This is a genomic window from Mesorhizobium sp. LNHC221B00 (assembly GCF_000502935.1).
Taxonomy (GTDB): domain Bacteria; phylum Pseudomonadota; class Alphaproteobacteria; order Rhizobiales; family Rhizobiaceae; genus Mesorhizobium; species Mesorhizobium opportunistum.
The window spans coordinates 1-25,908 of sequence record NZ_AYWR01000034.1; the positions used below are offsets into that span (position 1 = coordinate 1).

General features: G+C 62.4%; 24 protein-coding genes and 2 pseudogenes. 15 read left to right on the top strand and 11 right to left on the bottom strand.

The genetic code is table 11. The features are described 5' to 3' along the window. Positions 1-132: 132 nt before the first annotated feature. Entirely contained in the window at positions 133-2,007 is a 1,875-nt protein-coding gene (gene mutL, locus X741_RS138950; RefSeq protein ID WP_023780500.1) for a DNA mismatch repair endonuclease MutL, read from the bottom strand. A gap of 56 nt (positions 2,008-2,063) precedes the next feature. After that, positions 2,064-2,966 carry a LysR substrate-binding domain-containing protein gene (locus X741_RS138945; protein ID WP_023766521.1) on the bottom strand — a complete coding sequence of 301 codons (903 nt, stop codon included), beginning with the start codon at positions 2,964-2,966 and terminating at the stop codon, positions 2,064-2,066. Positions 2,967-3,058: 92 nt separating this feature from the next. Between X741_RS138945 and X741_RS138940 the strand changes: the two genes are divergently transcribed. From X741_RS138940 to X741_RS138920, 6 genes and pseudogenes are all read left to right on the top strand, one after another. Then, complete coding sequence (locus tag X741_RS138940; RefSeq protein ID WP_023780501.1) at positions 3,059-4,609, top strand: trimethylamine methyltransferase family protein; 1,551 nt, start codon at positions 3,059-3,061, stop codon at positions 4,607-4,609. A 43-nt stretch (positions 4,610-4,652) separates the two neighbouring features. Then, positions 4,653-6,302, top strand: coding sequence for an ABC transporter substrate-binding protein (locus X741_RS138935; protein ID WP_023780502.1), 1,650 nt, complete (start codon positions 4,653-4,655; stop codon positions 6,300-6,302). A gap of 99 nt (positions 6,303-6,401) precedes the next feature. After that, positions 6,402-7,020, top strand: a pseudogene (locus tag X741_RS01000000167240) (B12-binding domain-containing protein). Positions 7,021-7,148: 128 nt separating this feature from the next. Further along, positions 7,149-8,258, top strand: coding sequence for a mandelate racemase/muconate lactonizing enzyme family protein (locus X741_RS138930; RefSeq protein ID WP_023780503.1), 1,110 nt, complete (start codon positions 7,149-7,151; stop codon positions 8,256-8,258). A gap of 170 nt (positions 8,259-8,428) precedes the next feature. Further along, positions 8,429-8,923 carry a DUF3828 domain-containing protein gene (locus tag X741_RS138925; protein WP_023766528.1) on the top strand — a complete coding sequence of 165 codons (495 nt, stop codon included), beginning with the start codon at positions 8,429-8,431 and terminating at the stop codon, positions 8,921-8,923. A 4-nt stretch (positions 8,924-8,927) separates the two neighbouring features. Continuing rightward, a complete protein-coding gene (locus X741_RS138920) occupies positions 8,928-9,551 on the top strand; it encodes a hypothetical protein (RefSeq protein WP_023780504.1) in 624 nt (207 codons plus the stop codon). An 8-nt stretch (positions 9,552-9,559) separates the two neighbouring features. Here X741_RS138920 and queF read toward each other — a convergent pair whose 3' ends face one another. After that, complete coding sequence (queF, locus tag X741_RS138915) at positions 9,560-10,021, bottom strand: preQ(1) synthase (protein ID WP_013896095.1); 462 nt, start codon at positions 10,019-10,021, stop codon at positions 9,560-9,562. A 138-nt stretch (positions 10,022-10,159) separates the two neighbouring features. Between queF and X741_RS01000000167245 the strand changes: the two are divergent. Then, positions 10,160-12,278, top strand: a pseudogene (locus tag X741_RS01000000167245) (NADH:flavin oxidoreductase). 141 nt (positions 12,279-12,419) lie between these two features. Here X741_RS01000000167245 and X741_RS138910 read toward each other — a convergent pair. Beyond that, positions 12,420-12,827: a hypothetical protein gene (locus tag X741_RS138910; RefSeq protein WP_023780505.1), complete on the bottom strand. Its 408-nt coding sequence runs from the start codon at positions 12,825-12,827 to the stop codon at positions 12,420-12,422. A gap of 115 nt (positions 12,828-12,942) precedes the next feature. Here X741_RS138910 and X741_RS138905 point away from each other — a divergent pair, with 115 nt between their 5' ends. Beyond that, positions 12,943-13,371: a MarR family winged helix-turn-helix transcriptional regulator gene (locus X741_RS138905; RefSeq protein ID WP_023780506.1), complete on the top strand. Its 429-nt coding sequence runs from the start codon at positions 12,943-12,945 to the stop codon at positions 13,369-13,371. 35 nt (positions 13,372-13,406) lie between these two features. Here the strand turns inward: X741_RS138905 and X741_RS138900 are convergent, their stop codons facing one another. Beyond that, positions 13,407-13,700: a hypothetical protein gene (locus X741_RS138900; RefSeq protein ID WP_023780507.1), complete on the bottom strand. Its 294-nt coding sequence runs from the start codon at positions 13,698-13,700 to the stop codon at positions 13,407-13,409. A gap of 111 nt (positions 13,701-13,811) precedes the next feature. Continuing rightward, on the bottom strand, positions 13,812-15,884 hold the full coding sequence (locus tag X741_RS138895; RefSeq protein ID WP_023766534.1) for an EAL domain-containing protein: 2,073 nt from the start codon (positions 15,882-15,884) through the stop codon (positions 13,812-13,814). A 327-nt stretch (positions 15,885-16,211) separates the two neighbouring features. On the opposite strand from X741_RS138895, the gene X741_RS138890 reads away from it, so the two are divergent. Continuing rightward, positions 16,212-17,399: a glycine C-acetyltransferase gene (locus X741_RS138890; protein WP_023780508.1), complete on the top strand. Its 1,188-nt coding sequence runs from the start codon at positions 16,212-16,214 to the stop codon at positions 17,397-17,399. A 52-nt stretch (positions 17,400-17,451) separates the two neighbouring features. Further along, positions 17,452-18,486, top strand: coding sequence for an L-threonine 3-dehydrogenase (gene tdh, locus X741_RS138885; RefSeq protein ID WP_013896085.1), 1,035 nt, complete (start codon positions 17,452-17,454; stop codon positions 18,484-18,486). Positions 18,487-18,700: 214 nt separating this feature from the next. On the opposite strand, the gene X741_RS138880 is transcribed toward tdh, so the two are convergent. Then, a complete protein-coding gene (locus X741_RS138880) occupies positions 18,701-19,153 on the bottom strand; it encodes a MarR family transcriptional regulator (RefSeq protein WP_023780509.1) in 453 nt (150 codons plus the stop codon). Positions 19,154-19,249: 96 nt separating this feature from the next. Here X741_RS138880 and hmgA point away from each other — a divergent pair, with 96 nt between their 5' ends. From hmgA to X741_RS138860, 4 genes are all read left to right on the top strand, one after another. After that, positions 19,250-20,563: a homogentisate 1,2-dioxygenase gene (gene hmgA / locus X741_RS138875; protein ID WP_023780510.1), complete on the top strand. Its 1,314-nt coding sequence runs from the start codon at positions 19,250-19,252 to the stop codon at positions 20,561-20,563. Positions 20,564-20,574: 11 nt separating this feature from the next. Next, the gene (locus X741_RS138870) at positions 20,575-21,429 is read left to right on the top strand and encodes an MBL fold metallo-hydrolase (RefSeq protein WP_023780511.1); all 855 of its coding nucleotides are present in this window, start codon (positions 20,575-20,577) and stop codon (positions 21,427-21,429) included. 112 nt (positions 21,430-21,541) lie between these two features. After that, positions 21,542-22,555, top strand: coding sequence for a fumarylacetoacetate hydrolase family protein (locus X741_RS138865; protein WP_023780512.1), 1,014 nt, complete (start codon positions 21,542-21,544; stop codon positions 22,553-22,555). Between the two features lie 16 nt (positions 22,556-22,571). Beyond that, the gene (locus X741_RS138860; RefSeq protein ID WP_023780513.1) at positions 22,572-23,108 is read left to right on the top strand and encodes a DinB family protein; all 537 of its coding nucleotides are present in this window, start codon (positions 22,572-22,574) and stop codon (positions 23,106-23,108) included. 18 nt (positions 23,109-23,126) lie between these two features. On the opposite strand, the gene X741_RS138855 is transcribed toward X741_RS138860, so the two are convergent. From X741_RS138855 to hppD, 3 genes are all read right to left on the bottom strand, one after another. Next, on the bottom strand, positions 23,127-23,504 hold the full coding sequence (locus tag X741_RS138855; protein ID WP_023780514.1) for a type II toxin-antitoxin system VapC family toxin: 378 nt from the start codon (positions 23,502-23,504) through the stop codon (positions 23,127-23,129). Beyond that, the gene (locus X741_RS138850; protein ID WP_023780515.1) at positions 23,501-23,725 is read right to left on the bottom strand and encodes a type II toxin-antitoxin system prevent-host-death family antitoxin; all 225 of its coding nucleotides are present in this window, start codon (positions 23,723-23,725) and stop codon (positions 23,501-23,503) included. The genes X741_RS138855 and X741_RS138850 overlap by 4 nt, the downstream gene beginning before the upstream one ends. 71 nt (positions 23,726-23,796) lie before the next feature. Continuing rightward, a complete protein-coding gene (hppD, locus tag X741_RS138845; protein WP_023780516.1) occupies positions 23,797-24,909 on the bottom strand; it encodes a 4-hydroxyphenylpyruvate dioxygenase in 1,113 nt (370 codons plus the stop codon). Positions 24,910-25,046: 137 nt separating this feature from the next. Here hppD and X741_RS138840 point away from each other — a divergent pair, with 137 nt between their 5' ends. Further along, positions 25,047-25,514 carry an Lrp/AsnC family transcriptional regulator gene (locus X741_RS138840; protein WP_023780518.1) on the top strand — a complete coding sequence of 156 codons (468 nt, stop codon included), beginning with the start codon at positions 25,047-25,049 and terminating at the stop codon, positions 25,512-25,514. On the opposite strand, the gene X741_RS138835 is transcribed toward X741_RS138840, so the two are convergent. Continuing rightward, entirely contained in the window at positions 25,511-25,849 is a 339-nt protein-coding gene (locus tag X741_RS138835) for a TIGR01244 family sulfur transferase (RefSeq protein ID WP_023766546.1), read from the bottom strand. The two genes, X741_RS138840 and X741_RS138835, sit on opposite strands and share 4 nt — an antisense overlap. Positions 25,850-25,908: the final 59 nt, after the last annotated feature.

Sequence of the window (25,908 nt, forward strand, 5' to 3'; positions counted from 1 at the left end):
TCAAAGCACGATGGGCCGATCAAGACCTGCTCAGCCTCTTTACTCATATGCGATAGCCCTACCCTTGTGGGGAGGGTCGCTGCGAAGCAGCGGGGTGGGGGCTGCGCCGGCGAACCTCGCAGGCTGCCGCCTTCACCGCCGCCCGAACAGCCGCTCGATATCGGCCAGTTTGAGTTCGATATAGGTCGGCCGCCCATGATTGCAGGTTCCGGAACCTGGCGTCGCCTCCATCTGCCGCAGCAACGCGTTCATCTCCTCGGGCTTGAGCAGCCGGCCGGAGCGTACCGATCCGTGGCAGGCCATGGTGGCGGCGATCTTGTCCAGCCGCTCCTTCAGCGTCTCGACCGTGTCGTTGTCGGCGATCTCGTCGGCGAGATCACGCACCAATTGCCCGACATTGGTCTCGCCAAGCATCGACGGCGTCTCGCGCACCGCGACGGCGCCCGGGCCGAAACGCTCGATGCCGAGCCCGAAGCGGGCGAGCGTTTCCGAATGCATGGCGAGCCGCTCGGCATCCTCTTCCGGTAGGTCGATGATTTCAGGCAAGAGCAGCATCTGGGAGGGAACCGGCCGCGAATGCAGCGCGTTCTTCAGCGCTTCATAGACCAGCCGCTCATGCGCAGCATGCTGGTCGACGATGACCAGCGAATCGCGGGTTTGCGCCACGATGTAGTTCTCGTGCACCTGCGCGCGTGCCGCACCAAGCACCGCGCCGAGCAGCGTCTCGGCCGCTTCGCTCTGTCCGGCGCGCGCATCGGCGCTGGCAAGCGGGCCGGCATCGAACGCCGCCTGGTCGGGCTCGCGCAAGCCGCGGTGTTCGAAACCCGCACCGTCGAACTGCATATCGAGCGGCCGCTGCGACGATCGCGCCGGATCGAAACCGGCCGAGCCGGAGGCGTGGTACGATGCTTCGTAGCTGCGATGGCCGTTGGCCGGGCCGCCATGGCCGTAGGATGCGGCACCCGGACGGAACGCCGCCATCATGCCGGCCGCTCCCGTGGTGGCTGAACGGATGCCGGCATCGCCCAGTGCCTGCCGGATGGCGCCGACGATCAGCCCGCGCACCAGGCCCGGATCGCGAAAACGGACATCGGCCTTGGCCGGATGGACGTTGACGTCGACCGTTCCCGGATCGAGCGTCAGGAACAGCACCGTCACCGCGTGGCGGTCGCGCGGCAGGACATCGGCGAAGGCGCCTCGGATGGCGCCGGCGATCAGCTTGTCGCGCACCGGTCGGCCGTTGACATAGGCATATTGCTGCAGCGCGTTGGCGCGGGTGAAGGAGGGGATCGAAACGTGCCCCGTCAGATGCACGCCTTCGCGCATCGCGTCGATGGGAATCGAATTGTCGGGAAACTCGGCGCCCATCACCTGGGCGACGCGGCGCAGGCTGCCTTCGGCACTTTCATCGGTTGCCGGCAATTCCAGCGTCGAGCGGTCGGAGCCTGCCAGCGTGAACCGCACGGCGGGAAAGGCGATGGCGATGCGCTTGACCACATCGCTGATGGCCGAGCTTTCGGCGCGCTCGCCCTTCATGAATTTCAGCCGTGCCGGTGTTGCGAAGAACAGATCGCGCACCTCGACGGTGGTGCCGCGATTGGCCGCTGCCGGCCTGATGGGCAGGATGCGGCCGCCCTCGATGCCGATCTCGGCGGCGCTGTCGCCCAAGGCCGTGCGCGAGCGGATCGACAGCCGCGACACCGAGCCGATCGACGGCAGCGCCTCGCCGCGAAAGCCGAGTGAGCGAATGTCATGGATATCCTCGGCAAGCTTGGACGTGCAGTGGCGCGCGATGGCCAGCGAAAGCTCATGTTCGGGGATGCCGGAGCCGTCATCGGTGACGCGGATCAGGTTCAACCCGCCGCCAGCGGTGACAACTTCGACCTTGCTCGCACCGGCATCGAGCGCGTTCTCGACCAATTCCTTGACCACGCTTGCCGGACGCTCGATGACTTCGCCGGCGGCGATCTGGTTGATCATCGTTTCGGAAAGCTGGCGAATGGGCATGACGACAGTATAGGCGGATTCGTGTCGCGCGGGCGAGGGTGAACTGAGCAAACGAACTATGCCTGCGCGACCAGCCAGTCCCTGACCTTGCGGGCATTATCGCTGAGCTCGCGGTTTTTCGGCCAGATGACGTGGAATCCGATGCCGGTCCGCAGCACATGATCCGTCACCGGCACCAACAGTCCTGATGCCACGAGGCGCTCGACAAGATGACGCCAGCCGAGGGAAATGCCTTGTCCCTCCATGACCGCCTGAATCACCAAGGCATAGTCATTGATGCGCAATCCGCGCTCGGCATTGCGCAGGCTGGTTCCGGCTGACGCGAACCATTCGTCCCAGTTCGGGGCCTCGCGGTAGGGCTCCTCGAGATGGATGAGCCGGTGCATGGCAAGTTCGGCGACGGTCTCCGGCAGCCCAAACTTCGCCAGATAGTTGGGTCCCGCGACCGGGAAGATCTCCTCGTCGGCAAGCGACAGCGAATGATAATCCGGCCAGTCGCGCGGCACGCCGCCGCGTACGCCTAGCGGGATGCCCTCGGCGATGATGTCGAGGTCGCGGTCGGCGGTCTGGATGCGCAGATCGACGCCTGGCAGTTCGTCGCGGAACTGCTGCAGCCGCGGCATCATCCAGAACGAGCCGAAGGCGGTCGAGGCGGCGAGCGTCACATGGCCGCCGGTCGCCTGCAGGCGCAGATCCTCCGCCGACTTGCGGATATGCGACAGCCCGAGCGAGACGTCGGCGTGGAAGCGCTCGCCGGCCTCCGTCAGGAGAACCTGGCGGTGGCGGCGCTGGAAGAGCTTGGCGCCGAGCTGTTCCTCCAGCCCGCGCACGGCGTAGGAGACGGCCGCCTGCGTCATGCCGAGCTCGCGACCGGCGGCGGTAAAGCTCGACAGCCGGCCGGCCGCCTCGAAGACGATCAGGCTGCCGGCCGAGGGCAGGAGGTGGCGCAGGCTTCGCATAAGGAGAGTTTATACAAGAGATCAGGATTTTCCAGCGTCACAGCTATATCTCGTCTCGCTAAGTTGACGGGGCTGTTGGAGGATGAGTTGCCATGAATGCACCGGCCGTTGCCATGACCGAACACGCCAACCGCAGAAGTGGCGGCCGCCTGGGACGGAAGGCGCTGCGAGGCGCTCCGGTCACGTCGTTCCCGACACTGGTGCGCGAGATCCCGGCCTATCAGATGGTCCCTGACGAGGCTGTGGAGTTGATCCACCAGGAATCGCTCTCGATCCTCGAAGAGGTGGGCTGCGAGTTCCGCGACGATGAGGCGATCGCCCTGTGGAAGGCCGCCGGAGCCGATGTCACCGAGACGCGCGTCCGTATCGACCGTGGGCTGTTGATGGAACTGGTCTCCAAGGTCCCATCGGAGTTTACCCTCAATGCCCGCAACCCCGAGCGTACCGTGCGCGTCGGCGGCAAGAACTCCATCTTCGTGCCGATGTATGGCGCACCCTATGTGCGCGACCTCGACAACAACAGGCGCTACGGTTCGCTCGCCGACCTCAACAATTTCCACAAGCTCGCCTATATGGCGCCGGCGCTGCATTCGTCGAGCTCGGTCATCTGCGAGCCGATGGAAATTGCGGTGCCTAAGCGTCACCTCCACATCATCCATTCGGCGCTGAAGCATTCCGACAAGCCGTTCATGGGCATCGTCACCTCGAAGGAGCGCGCCGAGGACACCATGGCTATGGCGGGGATCGTATTCGGCGAGGAGTTCGTGCGCGACAATCCCGTCCTGGTGTCGATCACCAACTGCAATTCGCCGCTGGTGTGGGACGCCACCATGCTGGACGCCATGAAGGTCTATGCGCGCCACAACCAGCCGCTGATCCTGGCGCCCTTCGCGCTGTGCGGCGCCTCGACCTCGGCCTCCGCCGTCGGGGCGGTCGCGCAGGTCAATGCGGAAGCGCTGGCCGGCGTCGCCTTCACGCAACTGCTGCGTCCGGGTTCGCCGCAGATCTACGGACAGTTCATGGTCACGGTCGACATGAAGACCGGAGCGCCGATGGGCGGCACGCCGGAGGCGGCGCAGATGATGTACCTGATGGGCGCGCTGGCCAGGAAATACCGGCTGCCGTGGCGCACCTCCGGCTTCCATGTCGGCTCGAAGCTCAACGACGCTCAGGCCGGCTACGAGGCGAACATGCTGATGCATGCCGCCATCCTCGCCGGCGCCAACTACATCTGGCATTCCGCTGGATGGCTGGAGGCGGGGCTGACCTGCGGTTATTCGAAATTCGCCACCGACTGCGAACAGCTCATCGGCTGGTATAAATATGCCGGCGGGCTGCCGTTCGACGACTTCAAGGAAGCGATGGCGGCGATCCGCGAAGTGGGGCCGCAGGGCCATTTCCTCGGCACCCAGCACACGCTTGAACATTTCGAGTCCGCTTTCTTCATGCCCTCGATCATGGACTTCAATTCGTTCGAACAGTGGAAGGCCGAAGGGGCGAAGGACCACGACACCCGCGGCCGCGAAAAAGCGCGCAACATGCTTGCCGACTATGAAGAGCCGAAGCTCGATGAGGGTGTCGCCGAGGGTCTCGCGGATTTTATTGCCCGGCGCGAGGAAAAGCTGCCGGATAGCGTTAGTTGAGAGAGAACGGGCAAAGAACCGACGGAACCAATGGGAGAGAGAAATGACACTTTTCAGAAGCAATAGCGACCGGGTCCCCGCCGCCATAGAGGCGATGGCTGAGGACGCGCGCGCGGGTCGCATGGACCGGCGCGAATTCCTGGCATTGGCCAGCGCCTTCGGCGCCACGACGGCTTTCGCCTACGGCATGATCGGCCTTGCCGCGCCAACAAAGGCCCTGGCGGAAGAACCGAAAAAGGGTGGGACGCTGCATGTCGCGATGTCGGTCAAGGCGCAGAAGGACCCGCGCACCTATGACTGGACGGAAATGGCAAACGTCACCCGGACCTGGCTCGAGCCGCTTGTCCGTTATACGCGCCAGTTCACGTTCGAGCCGGTCCTGCTCGAAAGCTGGGACGTCAATGACGATGCCACCGAATACACGCTGCATCTGCGCAAGGGTGTGACCTGGAACAATGGCGATGCCTTCAACGCCGACGACGTGGTCGCCAATCTGAACCGCTGGTGCGAGAAGGGTGCTTCCGGCAATTCCATGGCGGCACGCGTCGGCGCGCTGATCGACACCAAGACCGGCAAGGCGAAGGATGGTGCCATCACCAAGGTCGACGACCATACGGTCAAGCTGAAACTCAACGAACCCGACATTGCGATCATACCGGGCTTAACCGACTATCCGGCGCTGGTCGTGCATCGCGATTTCGACAAGGATGGCGCCGACCCGACCACCAAGCCAATTGGTACCGGGGCCTTCGAATTGGTCTCCTACGCGGTCGGCCAAAAGGCGGTGGTAAAGCGCCGCGAAAACGGCAAATGGTGGGGTGGCGAAGCACCGCTCGACAGTGTCGAGTTCATCGACTACGGCACCGACTTCAATGCCACGCTGAATGCCTTCGAATCCGGCGAGATCGACCTCGATTTCGAAACGCCGGCCGACTTCATAGACGCCCTCGACAAGATGGATCTGGTGAAATCGGAGGTCGCGACAGCGACCACGCTGGTTGCCCGCACCAACGTAACCCACAAGCCCTATGACGATCAGCGGGTGCGCAATGCACTGCAGATGGCTGTCGACAACGATGCCGTGATGCAGCTCGGCTATGCCGGACGCGGCACTGTCGGCGAGAATCACCATGTCGCCCCGATCCATCCCGAATACTATCCGCTGCCAAAGAAGACACGGGATGCGGCGGGCGCCAAGAAGCTGATGGCGGATGCCGGCCAGGCGGATTTCGAGCACGAGCTGATCACCGTCGAGGACGAATGGCAGAAGAACACCGGCGACGCGATCGCCGGCCAACTGCGCGACGCCGGCATCAAGGTGAAGCGTACGGTGCTCCCGGGCTCGACCTTCTGGAACGATTGGACGAAGTATCCCTATTCCATGACGATCTGGTACATGCGCCCGCTCGGCGTGCAGGTGCTGGCGCTGGGATACCGCACCGGCGAGGCCTGGAATGAGACGGCCTATTCCAACCCGGACTTTGACGCCAAGCTCAAGCAGGCGCTGTCGCTGGCCGATCCCGCCCAGCGCAAGGAGGTGATGAAGGACGTCGAGCAGATCCTGCAGGATTCCGGCGTCATCATCCAGCCGTTCTGGCAGAAGCTCTACTGCCATATGAGCAAGAAGGTGAAGAACTACGGCATGCACCAGACCTACGAAATGGACTTCCAGAACGTCTGGCTGAACGCCTGATATAACTGCCGAGACATGCAGGAAAACGCTGCCGGCGCCTGTCACAAAAGGCGCCGGCGGCCCGTAAATCACTGACACGCAAATTCAAGCAGGCAGAAAATGGCCGACGACGAGATCATCCTTTCCGAGCTTTCCGACGATGAGTTGGTGCAGCAGATGCACGACGATCTCNCTGACCGAGGCGCTGGTCGAAGGCATGCGCATCGTCGGCGAGGATTTTCGCGACGGCATCCTGTTCGTTCCCGAGGTGCTGTTGTCGGCCAATGCCATGAAGGCCGGCATGTTCATCCTGCGTCCGCTGCTGGCCGCCACCGGCGCGCCCAAGCAGGGCAAGATGGTGATCGGCACCGTCAAGGGTGACATCCACGACATCGGCAAGAACCTGGTCGGCATGATGATGGAGGGCGCCGGCTTCGACGTCATCGACCTTGGCATCAACAACGCGGTCGAGAAATATCTCGATGCCATCGAGCAGCATCAGCCCGACATCATCGGCATGTCGGCATTGCTGACCACGACCATGCCCTACATGAAGGTGGTCATCGACACGATGAAGGAAAAGGGCATCCGCGACGACTATGTCGTGCTGGTCGGCGGCGCGCCGCTCAACGAGGAATTCGGCAAGGCCGTAGGTGCCGACGCCTATTGCCGCGATGCCGCCGTGGCGGTCGAGACCGCCAAGGACTACATGAAGCGCAAGCACAATGTGCGGGTCTGAGCACGGCAGCCGGCCCAGATTTGTGACCGGCAGCGCTGTCATGCGCCGGCCCGTCATGTGCTGGCCCGTCATGCACTGGAACGGCAACATTACCAGGATAGCTTGGCTCGAAGGGAGCTGAGATCGGCATGCGTATCGAAACGATCAAGGTCTATCAGGTGCATCTGCCGGTGAAAGGCGGTGCCTATCGGATGGCTAGCGATACCGTACAGGATCTGGACAGCACGCTCGTTGAAGTGACCACCGAGGACGGGCTGTCGGGCTGGGGCGAGACTTGCCCGGTCGGTCCTGTCTATCAGCCCCAACATGCCCTGGGCGCGAGAGCGGCAATTGCCGAAATAGCACCTGGCCTGGTGGGCGAGGACACGACGTCCTTGCGCCGTCTCGCGAAAAGAATGGACGAGCGGCTGAACGGTCACAACTATGCCAAGGCGGCCTTGGACATAGCGCTCCTCGACCTCGCCGGCCAGCGGCTGGGCGTTCCGGTCTCGACACTTCTGGGCGGTGCGCTCACCGATCGTGTGCCGTCCTATTACTCGACCATTGTCGGTGAACCCGACGAGACGGCGCGTATTGCCCTCGACAAGGTGAAGGCCGGGTACCCACGGCTTCAGATCAAGATAGGCGGGCGCGATCTCGAGCAGGACGTCGCCACCGTGCACAAAGTATGGGAAGCGGTCGGCTTCAAGGCCCGGATAGCCGTCGACGCCAATCGTGGCCTCACCGCTGCGGCGACGCTGCACATCGACCGGCTTTGCCAGGCGATCCCGTTTGTGTTCGAACAGCCTTGCAACACGATGGAGGAGGTTGCAAGCCTCAAGGGACGCGTTACCCATCCAGTCTACCTCGATGAGAATACCGAAGATTTGAACGCCGTCCTGCGGGCAATTTCTTCGGGGATCGCGGACGGATTTGGGTTGAAAGTCACCCGCCTTGGCGGCCTCACCAAGATGGCCACCGTCCGCGATCTCTGTGCGATACGATCTCTTCCGCACAGCTGCGACGATGCCTGGGGCGGGGATGTCATCGCCGCGGCATGCGTGCACCTCGCGGCTACCGTCGAACCACGACGTCTCGAGGGCGCCTGGATCGCGCAGGAATACATCGAAGGGCATACCGACCCCGTAAACCCCGTCGTCATCGAAAACGGCCATATACGCGTCCCGCAGACGCCGGGGCTCGGTGTCAAGCCCGAGCGCTCCCGTCTCAACGCGCCTGTCGCGACTTTCGGAGGCTGAGGATCCCATGATGTATTGTCGGCAGTTGATCGCGGAAGTGCTTTTGCAAACTTCCAGGACGTCTGGCGGGGCGCCGACTGGCCGCCAGGGACTTCATGAGCCGCAAAAAAGCCGATATGCAGGATGCGTGGTATTGATTGCCGCAAGCCATCAAAAGCCGGAGATTCTGCATGAGACTGACAGTGCTCCTTGCCGCTCTTTCGACAGCCTTGCCCGCCGCGGCCTTACCCGCTGCAGCCTGGGCCGGTCCGGCGTCCGACGCCGTGAAATTCTTCTATGTTCCGGAGGTCAAGTTCGAGGCCGACGCGCAATACCGGGATCGCTTCACCGAGCCGGTGACGAAACTGTTCGATCTCAACGATCAGGCGACGAAGAAGAATCCGGACCAGGTCGCGTGCATCGATTTCGATCCGGGTCTCGACGCGCAGGATTTCGACCAGAAGTCCGTGGCCAAGACGCTGAAACTGTCTGAGAAGCGCGATGGAGACAATGCCGAGGTCACAGCGTCATTCAGCCTGTTTTCGGAAGGCGACGATGCCAAACGCGAAATGGTCTGGTCGCTCAAGAAGATCGACGGCAAGTGGAAGATATCGGACATCGCCTCGAAGACCAGCGACTGGACGCTCAGTGCGTTGGAGTGCATGGCCGGCCAGACACCGGAGTGATGTGATGGACCGCCGCTCGTTCCTGGCACTGTCGACCATGTGCCTGATGGCGGTGGTTCAAGGCGGCGCTGCCGCACAAGGGCTGCTCGGCGCCCCGCCGGCAAACGCTCCGTCCGCAAACGCCCTGGAGGCCACCGCGCCGGGCGACAGCGGGTCGCCGCCGGCAACCGCGCCCGGTGGGGCAGCGGAGCCGGCAACGCCACCCGTTGGCTGGCCCCCCAGCGAACCGGCCGCACCCATCCAGCCGGGATCGCCGACAGCGGTGGTGCGGCCGTTCTACGATCAGGTCAATCTGGAGGTCGATCCGTCACAGCGCGGCCATTTCATCGATCCGGCGAAAACCGTGCTCGACAAGAGCGATGCGCTGCGCAAATCCGGGCAGGGCGAATGCCTCGACCCCAACATGGCATTGGACAATGCCGATTACGACAAGGACCAGATCGACAAGAGCCTGAAGACGCTCGAGGCGATCAATCGGGACCAGGCCAAGGTCATCGTCGCCTTCGTCGTCGCCGGCAATCCGCATCGCCTTGAATGGAAATTCAAGAAGGTCGACGGCGAATGGAAGATATCGGACCTGTTGTCGGTGACCGGCGAATGGGCGCTCAGCCAGTACCAGTGCGAATGATGGGCGGGCTAGCCGCGTCCGCGATAAGGTGCCACTCCGGTGTCCGGCAGCCAGGCGCCTTCGGGCGGCGCGCCGGTCTGCCAGAACACGTCGATCGGAATGCCGCCGCGCGGGAACCAGTAGCCGCCGATGCGCAGCCACAGCGGCTTGGTTGCCGCCACGATGCGACGGCCGATCATCACCGTGCAGTCTTCGTGGAAGGCGCCGTGGTTGCGGAACGAGGTCATGAACAGCTTCAGCGACTTCGATTCCACCAGGGCTGCATCGGGTGCGTAGTCGATGACGATGTGGGCGAAATCCGGCTGCCCGGTGACCGGGCACAGCGAGGTGAATTCCGGGCAGGTGAAGCGCACGATCGCCGGCGGCCCGTCGCCGCGCGTGTACGGCACGGTCTCCAGGACCGCTTGTTCGGGGCTCTGTGGCGTCTCGACGTGGGCGCCGAGCTGGGTGAGGGTTTTGGTGTCGATCATGAGCAAAGCCTTCTTGGTTTGCGGCGCTCATTAGCATCGGATCGAAAAGTGCGCAGCGGTTTTCGGACGAATCCGACGCTTAAATAGGAAATGGAGCAGCTCATGCTGCTTCGACACAGTTTGAAAAGCAGGAAGACGATGACCAGCAACGACCCGCTTCTCCAGCCCTACCAGCTCAAGCATCTGACGCTGAAGAACCGGGTGATGTCGACCAGCCATGAGCCGGCCTATTCGGAGGACGGCATGCCGAAGCAGCGCTACCGGCTTTATCACGCCGAAAAGGCCAAGGGCGGCATGGCGCTGACCATGACCGCCGGTTCGGCCATCGTCTCGCGCGACAGTCCGGCAGCCTTCGGCAATCTGCATGTCTATGACGACCGCATCGTGCCGTGGCTCGCCGAGCTTGCTGACGCCTGCCACGAGCATGATTGCAAGGTGATGATCCAGATCACCCATCTCGGCCGCCGCACCGGCTGGAACAAGGCCGACTGGCTGCCGGTGCTGTCGGCCTCGCCGGTGCGCGAGCCGGCGCACCGCGCTTTCCCCAAGACCATCGAGGACTGGGACATCGAGCGCATCGTCGCCGACTATGCGTCGGCCGCCCAGCGCTGCCAGGCGGCCGGCCTGGACGGTATCGAGTTCGAGTCCTACGGCCATCTGATGGACGGCTTCTGGTCGCCGGCCACCAATCATCGCGACGATGAGTATGGCGGCTCGCTCGACAACCGCTTGCGCTTCATCAACATGGTGCTCGATGCCGTGCGGGCGGCGGTCGGCGAGAAATTCGTCGTCGGCATCCGCATGGTCGCCGACGAGGACTTCGAGAAAGGCCTGTCGAAGGAGGAGGGCGTCGAGATCGCCAGGCGGCTGGCCGGCTCCGGCAAGGTCGATTTCCTAAACATCATCCGCGGTTCGATCGAAAGCGACGCGGCATTGACCAAGGTCATTCCGGTGACCGGCATGCGGTCTTCGCCGCATCTCGATTTCGCCGGCGAGGTGAGGGGGGCGACGAAATTCCCGACCTTCCATGCGGCGCGCATCTCCGATGTCGCCACCGCGCGCCATGCTATCGCGGCAGGCAAACTCGACATGGTCGGCATGACCCGCGCCCATATCGCCGACCCGCACATCATCAAAAAGGTGATGGAAGGCCGCGAGCACGAGATCCGCCCCTGCGTCGGCGCTACCTATTGTCTCGACCGCATCTATGAGGGCGGCGAGGCGCTGTGCGTCCACAATGCGGCGACCGGCCGCGAGGCCGATATTCCGCACATCATCGTCAAGACCGAAGGGACGAAGAAAAAGGTCGTTGTCGTCGGCGCCGGCGCCGGCGGACTTGAGGCGGCGCGGGTGGCGGCCGAGCGCGGCCATCAGGTGACGGTGCTTGAAGCGTCGAGCCAGGCCGGCGGTCAGGTGCGTCTGGCGACCCAGAATCCGCGCCGAAAGGAATTGATCGGCATCATCGACTGGCGGCTGGCAGAACTCGATCGGCTCNGCGACCCAGAATCCGCGCCGAAAGGAATTGATCGGCATCATCGACTGGCGGCTGGCAGAACTCGATCGGCTCGGCGTCGAGATCCGCTACGATACCTGGGCCGAGAAGGACGATGTCCTGGCGCTGGCACCCGATGTGGTCATTGTCGCCACCGGCGGCTTGCCGCAGAACCCGCCGCTGGCGGCGGGCGACAATCTCGTCACCTCAAGCTGGGACATCATGGCCGGCAGCGTCAAGCCGGCCGAGAATGTCTTGCTCTATGATGACAATGGCGGCCATCAGGGCATGGGCGCCGCCGAACTGATCGCCAACAGCGGCGCACGGCTGGAACTGGTTTCGCCCGAGCGTTTTTTCGCGCCCGAAATGGGCGGCATGAATCACGTGCCGTACATGCGCACGTTCCAGGAAAAGGGCGCCACCATCACCATCAACACGCGCCTGCGCTCGGTGCGGCGCGAGGGCAATCAACTGGTCGCCGAACTCGCTTCGGACTTTGCCGACGGCTGGCGCGGTGAACGGCGGGTCGACCAGGTGGTGGTCGAGCACGGCACCGCGCCGCTCGACGATCTCTACCTGGCCTTGAGACCGCTGTCGAAGAATGGCGGCGCGGTCGATTACGAACGCCTGGTCAGCGGCGGCGACATTTTTCCGGCACGCAACCACGAAGCCGGCTTCGTGCTGTTGCGCATCGGCGACGCGGTCGCCTCTCGCAACATCCATGCCGCCATCTATGACGGGATCAGGTTCGGTTTGCGGATCTGAAATCTCGTTGCGACAGTTGGTGGCGCGCGGCCGAACCGGCATACGAGAGCCCGTGTATTCCGGCTCGATCCGCGCGCCCGCACGTCATTGGCTCGTTGCCAGACAACGCACGATGCTGTGAGGGTTGCGGCGTGGCGGCGCTCAGAACATTCTGGCGGTGGCCATGCACAGCACTGTCAGCACCAGCAGGCCTCCGGCGATGCGCTCGCCTCTTGTCATCTTCGCGCGCAACCGGCTTTCCGTAGCCGCATCAGCGCCGGCAAGCTGCCTGCTGGCAGAGCCTACCAGCGCGCCCTGCACGCCGGCGGCGATCAGGGCCGTCACGATCCCCAGTGCCAGCACTTTCTCCATCGAGCCGAAAGCGCCCTCATGGAAGAAATACCAGAGCAGTATGCCGGTCAGGAAAACCAGGCCGGCAGCACCCATTTGCGGCCGGAAAAACCGTTCGGCGCGGATGTCCGGGTCACGGCCGACAGCGATGGTCGTGCCCGCCCAGAATACGCCTGCCATGACGTGAAGACCGATGACGACGATGTAGGCATACTGCATGCCATCTCTCCTCTCTCGCTTGCTGTCAGTGCAATGATTAGATATCGAACTGTTCGATGTCAATGTATAAAATGAACCAGTTCCATCCTTGGAAAACACCGTCTAGTGTCCGGCAATGACGCCCTTTGAACGCCCGCCGGTCGGCATGAATCTCGGCCGCACCGCCAAGCTTGTCGCCCAAGCCTTTGACGCTGCCTTGGTCGAAGCGGGCGGCACCTTGCCGGTCTGGCTCACGCTGCTGTCGGTCAAGTCGAGCAAGCTTGCCAATCAGCGCGAACTTGCCGGTATGATCGGCATCCAGGGCGCGACGCTGACCCATCACCTAAACGCGATGGAGGCACAGGGCCTGCTGACGCGTCGCCGCCATCCCGTCAACCGCCGGGTCCATCTGGTCGAATTGACGGAGGCTGGAGAAGCGATGTTCGAGACACTACGCAAGGCCGCGCTTGTTTTCGACAAGCGGCTGCGGGTGGGACTGTCCGACGAGCGGCTGGCGGAGTTCGCGCAGGTGCTGGCGGCGTTGCGGAACAATGTGGAGAGCTAGGAAAGTCTGCCCGTTGGCTTAGTCGTCACCCGTTCTCAGTCGTCATAGGTCGGGATCGTTCCAAAGGCATAGTGGCGCAGCTTCAGCGCGGCGATCAGCTCGGTTAGCTTCGTCTTGCCGTCGAAGCGGTCCTGAAACATCTCGTCATGCATCAACAGGATCAGCTTGCCGGGTCTGGCGAAATGACCATAGCCGAACAGGTGATCGATCTCGCTGACCAGATGGCTCGCCTGCAACACGTCGAGGATGTTGCCGGTGCCGCTGAGCGGACCTTCGTCGAAGGTGAGATAGATGGTGCGATCCGCCCCATGAGCCGGCAACACGGACATCAACACGGCCGCGAGGACAACCAAAACGATGTCATAGGTCGCGGCATCCGTTTGCGTCGCGACAGGCCGCCAGTTTCATGGCTGATTGTCAAAGGCGGACCGCGCGGGTGCCTACGCCAGGCTGCCTTGCAGCACCGTCAGCTTTGCCTTCTTCGGCATGCGGGCGGTCAGCCACTCGAGCGCCTTGTCCTGCGGCATCGGGAAGGCGATGGAATAGCCTTGCACCTGGTCGCAGCCGATCGCCATCAGCGAGTCGAGTTCGGCTTCGGTTTCGGCGCCTTCGGCGACGATCGAGATGCCGAGGCCGCGGGCAAGCTCGGTGATGGCGCGCACGATCTTGGAGTTGTCGCCGTTCTCGTGGATGTTCTGGACGAATCGGCGATCGATCTTGAGTCGGTCGATCTCGTTCGGATTGACGTGGCTGAGCGAAGCATAGCCGGTGCCGAAGTCGTCGAGTTCCAGATGGACGCCGGCCGCCCTGATGTGACGCAGCTTTGCCGCGATGCCTGTCTTCTCATCGTCCAGAATGACGGATTCGACGATTTCCAGCGACAGTTTCTGCGGCGGCAATCCGGCCTTTTCCAGCGTCCCGAACAGGAACGCATCGAAATCATGCTCGCGCAACTCGGTACCCGAAACATTGACGGCAAGCCGCCCGAAGGCGATCCCGGCGCGGTTCCATTCAGCGGCTTCGTTGATCGCCTTGCTGATTACGATGCGGCCGATCTCCGGCATGAAGCCGCATTTCTCCGCAACCGGAATAAATTCGCCGGGCGAGATCATGCCGCGTTCGGCATGGTTCCAGCGCACCAGCGCTTCGATGCCGCTGATCGTGCCGGTGGTCAGCGAAACCTGCGGCTGGAAATAGACCTGGAACGCCTTCTCGGAGATGGCGACCTTGATGTCGTGTTCGAGTTGCTTGCGATAGTCGAGTTCGCGGCGCAGCTCCTCCGAGAAGAACGAGAAGTTGCCGCCTCCCATCTTCTTGGCCGAATAGAGCGCCAGATCGGCGTGAACCAAAAGATCCTGCGCGTTGTCGGCGTCTATCGGATACACGGCGATGCCAGCGCTGGCGCCGGGAAGAATGGTCGTGCCCTGGAAAACGATCGGCTCGTTGATGTGCGCCAGGATGCGCCGTGCCAGCATGTTGATATCTTCGGTGCTGCCGGCGCCGTTGAGGATCATCACGAATTCGTCGCCACCGAGCCGCGCGCACAGATCCGACGCCCGGCAGGAATCGCGCATGCGCTGTGCCGTGATGACCAGGACATAGTCGCCGGCGGCATGGCCCAACGTATCGTTGATTTGCTTGAAACGGTCGAGATCGAGCTGGACCACGGCCAGACGCTCGCGTCGCCGATGCGCGCCCTTGATCAACGTCTCGAAATGGTCGGTCAGGAAGGTTCGGTTATGCAGGCCGGTCAGTCCGTCATGAACCGCGATGAAGGCCATCGAGTTGCGCGCGTCGACCAGTTCGCGGGTCTTGCGAAGGATCGCGTTGGACATCGGCCTGAAGATGAACAGCGCTACCAGCAGGATGACGCCGAGCGTGGCGTAGAACAGCGTGCGGTGGAGGGAGAGCAGCTTTTCGGAGCGCCCGTCAGCCTCGGCGGTGATCCGCTGGCCGAGCGCGGCATAGCCCGACAAGGTGGCGTTGGCGACCGACATGTCGAGGTTGACGCGTTCGGCGCTGCCTTTGTAGCCGCCATTGTCGAGATTGTTGAGTTGCGATTCAAGCGCCGAGATCAGACGGTCGCCATTGGCGATCAGCCCGACCGAGAAATAGTCGAGATGGAAGGGTTTGGCGAAGAGCACGCTCTCGATCGACTTCGGATCGAGCTTGGCCGGTGATTCCGGGTTTGCCCCCGTCTGCTCGAGCAGCAGATCGTAGTTGGTCTCGAACTCCACCGTCGCCTGCTTGAGCGCGCTGACCAGCGCCGGCTGCTTATCGCGCGAGGCGGCACCCGTTGCATTGGCAAGGAAAACGATGCGCTGCGACAAGGTTTTTTGCGTGCCGACGATATCGAGCAGGGTATGGTTGTGCTGGTGCGTGGCCATCGTCTGCTGCAGCAGCACGAAGGAGGCTGCCACCATGGCGGCGATGATCAACAGCGCTAGCCAATAGCCGGCCTTGATCAGCAGTATGAGCTTGCCTGAAACGGTTTGCACCGGCTGCTGCGACATTTTCGGGGGCGGCCCTCTCGCCAACGGATTCCTGTGCGAGCATTATTGAACCGGAAACGTTAACAGGACCGGAAATCGACAGCTGGCCGACAAGGGGGAAACGCGGAAAGATCGGGGGAAACGCGGAAAGATCGCGGAATGGTTATCGGCTCCTTTCGCCTTCAATCCGCATTTGAACGTTCGCCAGCCGTTGTGATCCCCTGGGGCGTGCTTGGACGACGCCATGACGCTTCATTTGATGCTGGCCACCACCGGCCCGGTCGCTTTTGCGATGGATTTTTTGCGCGGACAGGACAACAGTCGACCCACGTCAAACAGGGCCTGATCATGACCGCAGCATTTCTCTCCCATATCGACAGTGAGCTTGCAGGGCTCAAATCAGCCGGTCTCTACAAGTCGGAACGGGTGATTTCCTCGATGCAGTCGGCGCAGATCGAGGTCGGCGGTGAGAAAGTGCTTAACTTTTGCGCCAACAACTATCTCGGCCTTGCCGACAGCGCCGAACTGCGCGACGCGGCCAGCCAGGCGCTCGACCGTTATGGCTACGGCATGGCGTCGGTGCGCTTCATCTGCGGCACGCAGGAAGAGCACAAAGAGCTCGAGGCGACGATTTCATCCTTTCTCGGCCTGGAGGACACCATCCTCTACGGCTCGTGCTTCGACGCCAATGGCGGCCTGTTCGAGACGCTGCTCGGCGAGGAAGACGCGATCATCTCGGATGCGCTGAACCACGCCTCGATCATCGATGGGGTCAGGCTGTCGAAGGCCAAGCGCTTCCGCTACGCCAACAACGACATGGCCGATCTCGAAGCGCGGCTGAAAGAAGCGAAGGGTTGCCGCTTCCGGCTGATCGCCACCGATGGCGTCTTTTCGATGGACGGCATCATCGCCAATCTCAGGGGCGTCTGCGATCTCGCCGACAAATACGACGCCATGGTCATGGTCGACGACAGCCATGCCGTCGGCTTCGTCGGCCACAATGGCCGTGGTTCGCCCGAGCATTGTGGTGTCGAGGGCAGGGTCGACATCATCACCGGGACGCTGGGCAAGGCGCTCGGCGGCGCGTCGGGCGGCTACACCTCGGGCAAAAGCCAGGTGGTCGACTGGCTGCGCCAGCGCTCGCGGCCCTATCTCTTCTCCAACACGCTGATGCCGGCGATCGCCGGCGCTTCGATCAAGGTGTTCGACCTGATCCGCAATGGCGACGCCTTGCGCCAGCGCCTCTATGCCAATGCGGCGCGGTTCAGGTCTGAGATGGGCAAGCTCGGCTTCACCTTGGCCGGAGCCGACCATCCGATCATTCCGGTGATGCTGGGCGATGCGAGCCTGGCGCAGGAGATGGCGGCGCGCATGCTGAAACGCGGCATCTATGTCATCGGCTTTTCCTTCCCGGTGGTGCCGAAAGGCCAGGCGCGCATCCGCACCCAGATGTCGGCGGCACATTCCACTGCCGACATCGATCGTGCGGTGGAGGCATTTGGCGAGGTTGGCAGGGAACTGGGCGTGATTTCCTGAGCGGCCGGCGCCGGGAAGCGATTGCGGATCAAGAGATTCAAGGGACAAAAGAATGTCGAACATGATGAAGGCTCTGGTGAAGGCCAAGGCCGAGCCGGGCATCTGGATGGAAGAGGTGCCGGTGCCGGAGATCGGCCCCAACGACGTGCTGATCAAGATCAGGAAAACCGCGATCTGCGGCACCGACGTCCACATCTACAATTGGGACCAGTGGGCGCAGAAGACGGTGCCGGTGCCGATGGTAACCGGCCATGAATTCGTCGGCACCGTCGCCGATTTCGGCGCGGCGGTCACCGAATACAAGGTCGGCCAGCGCGTGTCGGGCGAGGGCCATATCGTCTGCGGCCATTGCCGCAACTGCCGTGCGGGCAGGGGCCATCTGTGCCGCAACACGCTTGGCGTCGGCGTCAACCGTCCAGGCGCCTTCGGCGAGTATCTGGCGATCCCGCAGCACAATGTGGTGCCGATCCCCGACGATGTGCCCGACGAGGTCGCCGCGATCTTCGATCCCCTGGGCAATGCGGTGCACACCGCTCTGTCTTTCGACCTCGTCGGTGAAGATGTGCTGGTCACCGGCGCAGGGCCGATCGGCATCATGGGCGCGCTCGTCGCCCAATGCGTCGGCGCGCGAAAGGTGGTGATCACCGACATCAATCCGGTGCGGCTGGCGCTGGCCAAAAAGCTCGGCGTCCAGCATGTCGTCGATGCGTCGAAGGAAAAGCTTCGCGACGTCATGCCGGCGCTCGGCATGACCGAGGGTTTTGACGTCGGCCTCGAAATGTCGGGCGCCGCGCCCGCCTTCCGCGACATGATCGACACCATGAACAATGGCGGCAAGATCGCCATCCTGGGCATCGCGCCGACCGGCTTCGAGATCGACTGGAACAAGGTCATCTTCAAGATGCTGCATCTCAAGGGCATCTACGGCCGCGAGATGTTCGAGACCTGGTACAAGATGATCGCCCTGGTGCAAGGTCCGCTCGACGTCTCCGGCCTGATCACCCACCGCATCGGCATCGACGATTTTCAGGCTGGGTTCGATGCAATGCGCAGCGGCAGTTCCGGCAAGGTGGTGATGGACTGGTGAGGCTGCTGTGAAGGCACTGTGCCGGAGACGTTAGCGGGACAGCACCCCCCTCTGGCCTGCCGGCCATCTCCCCCGCAAGGAGGGAGATTGGCAGTTGCGACGCTGCGCTCATTTCTCTCCCGTTGGTGATTGGCGAAAGCCGGGATGAAGCTCGATCTCCCCCCTTGCGGGGGAGATGTCCGGCAGGACAGAGGGGGTGCTGCCCCGCGGCCTATCAGTCCTCGGTTTTGCCACTTACTTCCAACGCACTCTCCAGCGCCGCCACCCCACTGACAATCGCCGTGCGTTCGCTGGCGCTCAGCCTCGCCAGCAACTCCCTCTCGAACGCCTTCGCCAAAGGCACCATCTCGCGATAGGCGGCCAGCCCCGCTCTGGTCAGTGTCAGATGTTCGACACGGCGGTCATTCCCATCAGGCGTGCGCGTCAGCCAGCGCCGCCGTTCGAGTTCGGCGACGGCGCGCGACACCTTGGTCTTGTGCATGGCCGATTGCTCGCCAAGTTCGGTCGCGGTCATTGTGCCGTGCTGGCCGAGCCCGGAAAGCGTCCGCCACTCCGGCCGCGTCAGTCCATGGCTGTCCTTGTATATCCCCGAGAATTCGCGGCTCACTGCATCGGCGAGGCGATAGAGCCGATAGGGCAGGAAGCTTTCGAGTTCCAGGATTTCCATGGCCTCACATCCCGATGTGATGGATTGATAGTTACATTTTCGATGGTTACAAATGAAACCAGTTTGGTCAATTGAGATCCATTCCGGGAGGAAGCGATGGCCTTTTCCTACATGCCGGGCTTCGGCAATGATTTTGAGACCGAAACCTTGCCAGGTTCGCTGCCGCAAGGCCGCAACTCACCCCAGCGGCCGGCCTATGGCCTTTACGCCGAACAGCTCTCGGGCTCGCCCTTCACCGCCCCGCGCGGAACCAATGAGCGCTCATGGCTTTACCGGATCCGGCCGAGTGTGAAGCACACCGGCCGCTTCAAGGCGTCGAGCTATCCCTTGTGGAAGACCGCACCCAATGTCGGCGATCACGAACTGGCGCTCGGCCAATATCGCTGGAATCCGGTGCCGATGCCGAAGGAGCCGACCGACTTTGTCCAGGGCATGCGCACCATTACCACCGCCGGTGACGTGCTCGGGCAGACCGGCATGGCGGCCCATGTCTGTGTCGCCAACACATCGATGGTCGACGACCATTTCTTCAACGCCGACGGCGAGTTGCTGGTCGTGCCGCAGGTCGGCGCCTTGCGCTTCGTCACCGAGATGGGTGTCATCGAACTTCGACCGGGCGAGATCGCCGTGCTGCCACGAGGCCTCGTGTTCAAGGTCGAGTTGATCGACGCTGAAGTGCGCGGCTATGTCTGCGAGAATTACGGCGCCAAGCTGACCTTGCCCGACCGCGGCCCGATCGGCGCCAACTGCCTCGCCAATCCGCGCGACTTCAAGACCCCTTGCGCCTGGTTCGAGGAGAAGGAAACACCGTGCCGGCTGATCGTCAAATGGTGCGGCAATTTCCACGTCACCGAGATCGGCCATTCGCCGCTCGACGTTGTCGCCTGGCACGGCAACTACGCGCCCTATAAATATGATCTGGCAACCTTTTCGCCCGTCGGCGCCCTCCTGTTCGATCATCCGGATCCGTCGATCTTCACCGTGCTCACCGCGCCCAGCGGCGAGGAGGGCACCGCCAACATCGATTTCGTCATCTTCCCACCGCGCTGGCTGATTGCGGAAGATACATTTCGCCCGCCCTGGTATCACCGCAACATCATGAGCGAGTTCATGGGGCTGATCCACGGCCAGTACGATGCCAAGGAGGAAGGGTTCGTTCCCGGCGGCATCAGCTTGCACAATCTGATGCTGGCCCATGGCCCTGATGCGCCTGGCTTTGAAAAGGCCTCGCGCGCGGCGCTGAAACCGGTCAAGCTCGACAACACCATGGCGTTCATGTTCGAGACCCGCTTTCCGCAGATGCTGACCCGCTACGGCGCCGAACTGGAAACCCGACAGGACAATTACATCGACTGCTGGGCCGACCTGAAGAAGCGCTTCAACGGCACGCCGGAAGGCGATTGGTCTTGAGCGGCAAGCCAATGCGGGATCGGTTGGTGCTGTTAGGCTCGAAAGGTGGCCCGGCGCTGCGGCCGGGCGGACCGTGGCCGAGTTCGTCGCTGCTTGAGATCGGCGGACGGACCATCGTCGTCGATTGCGGGCTTGGCGTCACGCGCGGTCTGGTCGATGCCGGCATCAGCCTGAAGGCACTCGACCTTGTCTTCATCACGCACCTGCATTCCGACCATGTGCTGGAACTGGGGCCGCTGATCCACACCGCCTGGACAGCGGGGCTGGCGAGCCCGGTCAGCGTGTTCGGCCCGCCCGGCACCGGCCACTATTGGCATCGCTTCTGCCAGGCGATGGAATTCGACATCGAAACCCGCATCGCCGACGAAGGTCGGCCCGACATTCGCGATCTGGTTTCGATCAATGAATTCGGCGAGGGCCAGGTGCTTAGGCAAAGCGGCCTGAAGGTGACGGCGCTACGCGTCGACCATCCACCGGTGACCGATTGTTTTGCCCTTCGCTTCGATCATGACGGCAAAAGCGCGGTGTTTTCCGCCGACACGGCCTTCTTTCCGCCGCTTGCCGATTTCGCCGAAGGGGCTGGCATCCTCGTCCACGAAGCCATGCTGGAAGAGGGGATCGAGCGGCTGGTCGCCCGAACCGGCAACGGCGCGCGGCTCAGGGAACATCTCCTCGCCAGCCACAGCTTTGCCGAGGAGGCCGGGCGCATCGCCAGCGATGCCGGCGTGAAGCGGCTGGTGCTCAACCATCTCATCCCGGCTGATGATGCCGAAATCGGCGATGCCGACTGGGTCGCCGCTGTCAGGAAAACATGGGCCGGCGACTTGACGATCGCTCGCGACGGCCTTGTTGTGGAACTAGCATGATCCCGAACCGAAGGACCGCGTCAGCGAAAAGTGGAAACCGGTTTTCGGAAAAGATCATGCGCAAAATAAACAACCAAAGCGGCGCCAAAGCCGCATCAGGAGAGGAAACCGCATGAAGCTTGCCACATTGAAGGACGGGACGCGTGACGGAAAACTCGTCGTCGTCTCGCGCGACCTGACGCAGTACACCGACGCCTCGTTCCTGGCGCGTACGCTTCAAGCGGCACTCGACGACTGGCGCAGGATCTCACCGCATCTCTCGACAATTGCGGAATCGCTGGAGAACAATGCGGTGCCGTCGGTGCGCTTTCACGAGCATGATGCACACTCGCCGCTGCCGCGCGCCTATCAATGGGCCGACGGATCGGCCTATGTGAACCATGTCGAACTGGTGCGGAAGGCGCGCGGCGTCGAAATGCCGGCGAGCTTCTGGACCGATCCGCTGATCTACCAGGGCGGCTCGGACTCTTTCATCGCACCGCGCGATCCGATCCGCATGGCTGACGAGGCCTTCGGCATCGACATGGAGGCGGAGGTCGCGGTCATCGTCGACGACGTGCCGATGGGCGCCAGCCTCGACGAAGCATGCGCCGCGATCCGGCTGGTCATGCTGGTCAACGATGTCACGCTGCGCGCACTGACCGGGCCGGAGCTGGCCAAGGGTTTCGGCTTCTTCCAGTCGAAATCGTCTTCGGCCTTTTCGCCGGTCGCGGTGACACCCGATGAGTTGGGTGACGCCTGGGACGGCGGCAAGGTCAGCCTGCCGCTGCTCGCCGACATCAACGGCAAACCGTTCGGCCGCGCCAATACCGGTGTCGACATGACCTTCGATTTTCCGGTGCTGATCGCCCATGCCGCCCGGACACGGCCGCTGGTTGCCGGCACCATCATCGGCTCCGGCACCGTCTCCAACAAGCTCGATGGCGGGCCGGGCAAGCCGGTCTCGGCGGGCGGCACAGGCTATTCCTGCATCGCCGAACTGCGCATGATCGAGACCATTGTGTCGGGTGAGCCCAAGACGCCATTCCTGCGCTTCGGCGACACGGTACGTATCGAGATGAAGGACAGAGCCGGCCATTCGATCTTCGGCGCGATCGAGCAGAGGGTAGAGAAATACGAGCGATGAGGGCCTGCGTTCAGCCATGAATCTTCTTGACCATCTGCGCCGCATGGCGGGCAACAATCTCTGGTCGAACGACCGGCTCTATCGCGCCGTGTTTGCGCTTGAGCCCGGCGAATTCGAGGCCGAGCGCAGCAGCTTCTTCCGGTCGATCAAGGCGACGCTCAACCATATCCTCGCAGTCGATCATCTCTATCTCGATTTTCTCGAAGAAGGCGGTGTCGGAGCGGCGGCCCATGACGACTACGTGCCCTTCGAGGAAGCCCGGGCGCTGTTTGCCGCCCAGCTTGCGGCCGACCGGCGGTTGATCGCTTTTTGCGATACCCTGTCGGAGGCCGATCTCGATCGCCGCGTCATCACCGACCGGCGCGAGGACGGCATGATCTCGGAAAAAATCGGTGACATCCTTGCTCACGTCTTTCTGCACGACATCCACCATCGCGGCCAGGTGCACGCGATGCTGTCCGGCACCTCGGTCGCGCCGCCGCAGCTCGACGAATTCCTGCTCGATTATGATTTGAAATTAAGGCAGGCCGAGGTGGAGCGGCTGGGCTTGTGAGATCAAGGACCCCGCTGATCAAGTCAAAGCGACGTCGTAACGGGCAAAATGCGGATCGGATGTCATGATGGTCAACTTCTCGATTTGGGCCTGCGCAATCAGCAGTCTGTCAAATGGATCGCCATGATGCCGGAGTAGGTCGCCAACCGCATTCGCATGCTGCAACGTGATGGCGAGCGGCTGAAATCGCATCCTTGGAAGCAGCACTGGAAGGTCATCCGGCGCATCGAGTTTTCCGATCGAACGTTTGATGGCAATCTCCCAAACGCTTGCCGCGCTCACAAAAACCACCGCTTCCGAAGCCAGAATGGCGCGGTGATGTTCGCTAAGACGTCGATCGTCCGAAATCGACCAGAGGATGATATGTGTATCGGCGAGAAACGGGCCGACCGTCATTTCACGTACTCGTCCCACTCTGGACCGAGTTCGTCAAAATCGTCCGCTATCCAGATCTTGCCCTTCAACGCGCCAATACGCGGCAGGGGTTCGGCCACTGCTGGCGGCACAATACGCGCGGCCACCTTGCCGTGGCGCGTGAGCACGATCTCCTCACCGGCTTCCGCGCGACTGACGAGTTCCGACAATTTGGCTTTGGCCTCGGCGATGGAAACATTCATGGGTACGATCCTTTATGACTATAATTTAGGTCATAATCGATCGTACTGCAAGTTGCCGGTGTCGCGTCGCTCTACTCCGCCGCCTGCACCTTGATCACGCCGCGCTTGATCTGGTCCTGCTCGATCGATTCGAACAGCGCGCGGAAATTGCCTTCGCCAAAGCCTTCGTCGCCCTTGCGTTGGATGAACTCGAAGAAGATCGGGCCGATCACGGTCTTCGAGAAGATCTGCAAAAGTATTTTGGTCATGCCGCCGTCGACCACGCCTTCGCCGTCGATCAGGATACCGTGCTTCTTCATTCGCTCGATCGGCTCGTCATGGCCGTTCACGCGGTCATACGACATTTCGTAGTAGGTCTCGGGCGGGCCGGGCATGAATTTCAGCCCGTTGTCGGCGAGTTTGTCGGTGGCGGCGTAGATCTCGTCGGTGCCGACCGCGATGTGCTGGATGCCTTCGCCATTGTACTTCTTCAGGTACTCGGCGATCTGGCTGGTCTCGTCCTTGGATTCGTTGAGCGGAATGCGGATCTTGCCGCAGGGCGAGGTGATGGCGCGGCTGACCAGGCCGGTGATCTTGCCGTCGATATCGAAGAAGTGGATCTGCTTGAAGCCGAACAGATTGCGATAGAAATCCCACCATTTGTCCATCTGGCCGCGATAGACATTGTGGGTCAGGTGGTCGAGGTAATAGAAGCCGACGCCTTGCGGCCGCGGATCGCGCGCGCCGAGCCACTCGAACTCGGCGTCATAAGCCGAACCCTTCTTGCCATAGATGTCGATGAAATAGAGCAGCGAGCCGCCGATGCCGACGATCGCCGGAACGTCGAGCGCCTTGTCGTCGCCTTGATAGGGCGTCGCGCCCTTGGCAACGGCGTGATCGAAGGCGTGCTTGGCATCCACCACGCGCCAGGCCATCGAAGCCGCGCAGGGACCATGCTTGTCGACGAACTTCATCGCGTGCGAGCCCGGCTCGGCATTGACGAGATAGTTGATGTCGCCCTGGCGCCAGACGGTGATGTCTTTCGTGCGATGCCTGGCCACCGCCACATAACCCATGCGGGTGAACAGTTCGGCCAGTTTCCGCAGCTCCGGATGCGCGAACTCGACGAACTCGAAGCCATCGGTGCCGGCGGGGTTGTCCTTGCTGATTTTGGCGGGCGGGGCGTCGTGCGGGAAGGGACCCATGATATTCCTCCGGAAGCTGCTTGGCCTGAAAAAGCCATCCGCCGCCATCATAGCGCGGAGCCGGTGCATGGTGCTTGCATTCAAACGCTTGAAATGATCATCTCATGCGTGAAGTGTGCATGTTGTGAGGAAATACCATGGATGAGGCGCGCATTGATCAATTTGACCGCAAGATAATGGCGCTGCTGCAGGGCGATGCGCGGCTCACCAACAACGATCTCTCGGAGCGTGTGAACTTGTCGGCGTCGCAATGCTCGCGCCGCCGCCAGCGGCTGGAGGAAGACGGCTATATCAAGGGCTATCGGGCCGTACTCGACCGCGACAAGCTCGGCTTCTCGCTGGTCAACGTCATCTCGGTGACCTTGGCCACCCACAACCGCGACAATGCACGGCGCTTCGGCGAACTGCTGGCACGGCTCCCGGAAGTGCAGGAGGCGCACGCGCTGACTGGCGAGATGGATTACATCCTGAAAGTAGTGACGCCCGATCTCAAATCACTATCGGAGTTCGTTAACGGCGTGCTCCTGCCGCACGAATCCGTCCAGCATGTGAAGACGGCGATCGTGTTGGAAACGCTGAAGGAAACGGGCGCGCTGCCGATTTAAGCTTTCGACTGCTGGATCAGCCCGTAAAGATTGGTGCAGCGCGCACCGGAACGGCAATAAGCGAAGACGGGGCCTTCGAGCTCGTCCAGCGCCTCGGCCTGATCCTCGACATTCTCGGCGGTGATCTGGCCGCTGATGACTGGAATGTAGCGGAAGGCGAGACCGGCGGCTTCCACCGCCGCCTTCACCGTGTCGGCCGAAGGTTGGCCGGGCTGCTCGTCATCGGGGCGGTTGCAGATCACGCTCTTGAAGCCGGCTTCCTTGATGGCGGCGGCGTCTTCGGGCTGGATCTGGCCCGAGACCGAATAGTCTTCACTGATCTCGCGGTATTCCATGGCAGCATCCTCGCAATCTGGTCTGGACGCAGTCTTGCCACCGCCCTGCATGCGCGGCA

What these genes read in the sequence shown, in the direction of transcription:
- mutL (WP_023780500.1), bottom strand. Translation starts at nt 2,007, where the DNA reads ATGCCCATTCGCCAGCTTTCCGAAACGATGATCAACCAGATCGCCGCC.
- X741_RS138945 (WP_023766521.1), bottom strand. Translation starts at nt 2,966, where the DNA reads ATGCGAAGCCTGCGCCACCTCCTGCCCTCGGCCGGCAGCCTGATCGTC.
- X741_RS138940 (WP_023780501.1), top strand. Translation starts at nt 3,059, where the DNA reads ATGAATGCACCGGCCGTTGCCATGACCGAACACGCCAACCGCAGAAGT.
- X741_RS138935 (WP_023780502.1), top strand. Translation starts at nt 4,653, where the DNA reads ATGACACTTTTCAGAAGCAATAGCGACCGGGTCCCCGCCGCCATAGAG.
- X741_RS138930 (WP_023780503.1), top strand. Translation starts at nt 7,149, where the DNA reads ATGCGTATCGAAACGATCAAGGTCTATCAGGTGCATCTGCCGGTGAAA.
- X741_RS138925 (WP_023766528.1), top strand. Translation starts at nt 8,429, where the DNA reads ATGAGACTGACAGTGCTCCTTGCCGCTCTTTCGACAGCCTTGCCCGCC.
- X741_RS138920 (WP_023780504.1), top strand. Translation starts at nt 8,928, where the DNA reads ATGGACCGCCGCTCGTTCCTGGCACTGTCGACCATGTGCCTGATGGCG.
- queF (WP_013896095.1), bottom strand. Translation starts at nt 10,021, where the DNA reads ATGATCGACACCAAAACCCTCACCCAGCTCGGCGCCCACGTCGAGACG.
- X741_RS138910 (WP_023780505.1), bottom strand. Translation starts at nt 12,827, where the DNA reads ATGCAGTATGCCTACATCGTCGTCATCGGTCTTCACGTCATGGCAGGC.
- X741_RS138905 (WP_023780506.1), top strand. Translation starts at nt 12,943, where the DNA reads ATGACGCCCTTTGAACGCCCGCCGGTCGGCATGAATCTCGGCCGCACC.
- X741_RS138900 (WP_023780507.1), bottom strand. Translation starts at nt 13,700, where the DNA reads ATGTCCGTGTTGCCGGCTCATGGGGCGGATCGCACCATCTATCTCACC.
- X741_RS138895 (WP_023766534.1), bottom strand. Translation starts at nt 15,884, where the DNA reads ATGTCGCAGCAGCCGGTGCAAACCGTTTCAGGCAAGCTCATACTGCTG.
- X741_RS138890 (WP_023780508.1), top strand. Translation starts at nt 16,212, where the DNA reads ATGACCGCAGCATTTCTCTCCCATATCGACAGTGAGCTTGCAGGGCTC.
- tdh (WP_013896085.1), top strand. Translation starts at nt 17,452, where the DNA reads ATGTCGAACATGATGAAGGCTCTGGTGAAGGCCAAGGCCGAGCCGGGC.
- X741_RS138880 (WP_023780509.1), bottom strand. Translation starts at nt 19,153, where the DNA reads ATGGAAATCCTGGAACTCGAAAGCTTCCTGCCCTATCGGCTCTATCGC.
- hmgA (WP_023780510.1), top strand. Translation starts at nt 19,250, where the DNA reads ATGGCCTTTTCCTACATGCCGGGCTTCGGCAATGATTTTGAGACCGAA.
- X741_RS138870 (WP_023780511.1), top strand. Translation starts at nt 20,575, where the DNA reads ATGCGGGATCGGTTGGTGCTGTTAGGCTCGAAAGGTGGCCCGGCGCTG.
- X741_RS138865 (WP_023780512.1), top strand. Translation starts at nt 21,542, where the DNA reads ATGAAGCTTGCCACATTGAAGGACGGGACGCGTGACGGAAAACTCGTC.
- X741_RS138860 (WP_023780513.1), top strand. Translation starts at nt 22,572, where the DNA reads ATGAATCTTCTTGACCATCTGCGCCGCATGGCGGGCAACAATCTCTGG.
- X741_RS138855 (WP_023780514.1), bottom strand. Translation starts at nt 23,504, where the DNA reads ATGACGGTCGGCCCGTTTCTCGCCGATACACATATCATCCTCTGGTCG.
- X741_RS138850 (WP_023780515.1), bottom strand. Translation starts at nt 23,725, where the DNA reads ATGAATGTTTCCATCGCCGAGGCCAAAGCCAAATTGTCGGAACTCGTC.
- hppD (WP_023780516.1), bottom strand. Translation starts at nt 24,909, where the DNA reads ATGGGTCCCTTCCCGCACGACGCCCCGCCCGCCAAAATCAGCAAGGAC.
- X741_RS138840 (WP_023780518.1), top strand. Translation starts at nt 25,047, where the DNA reads ATGGATGAGGCGCGCATTGATCAATTTGACCGCAAGATAATGGCGCTG.
- X741_RS138835 (WP_023766546.1), bottom strand. Translation starts at nt 25,849, where the DNA reads ATGGAATACCGCGAGATCAGTGAAGACTATTCGGTCTCGGGCCAGATC.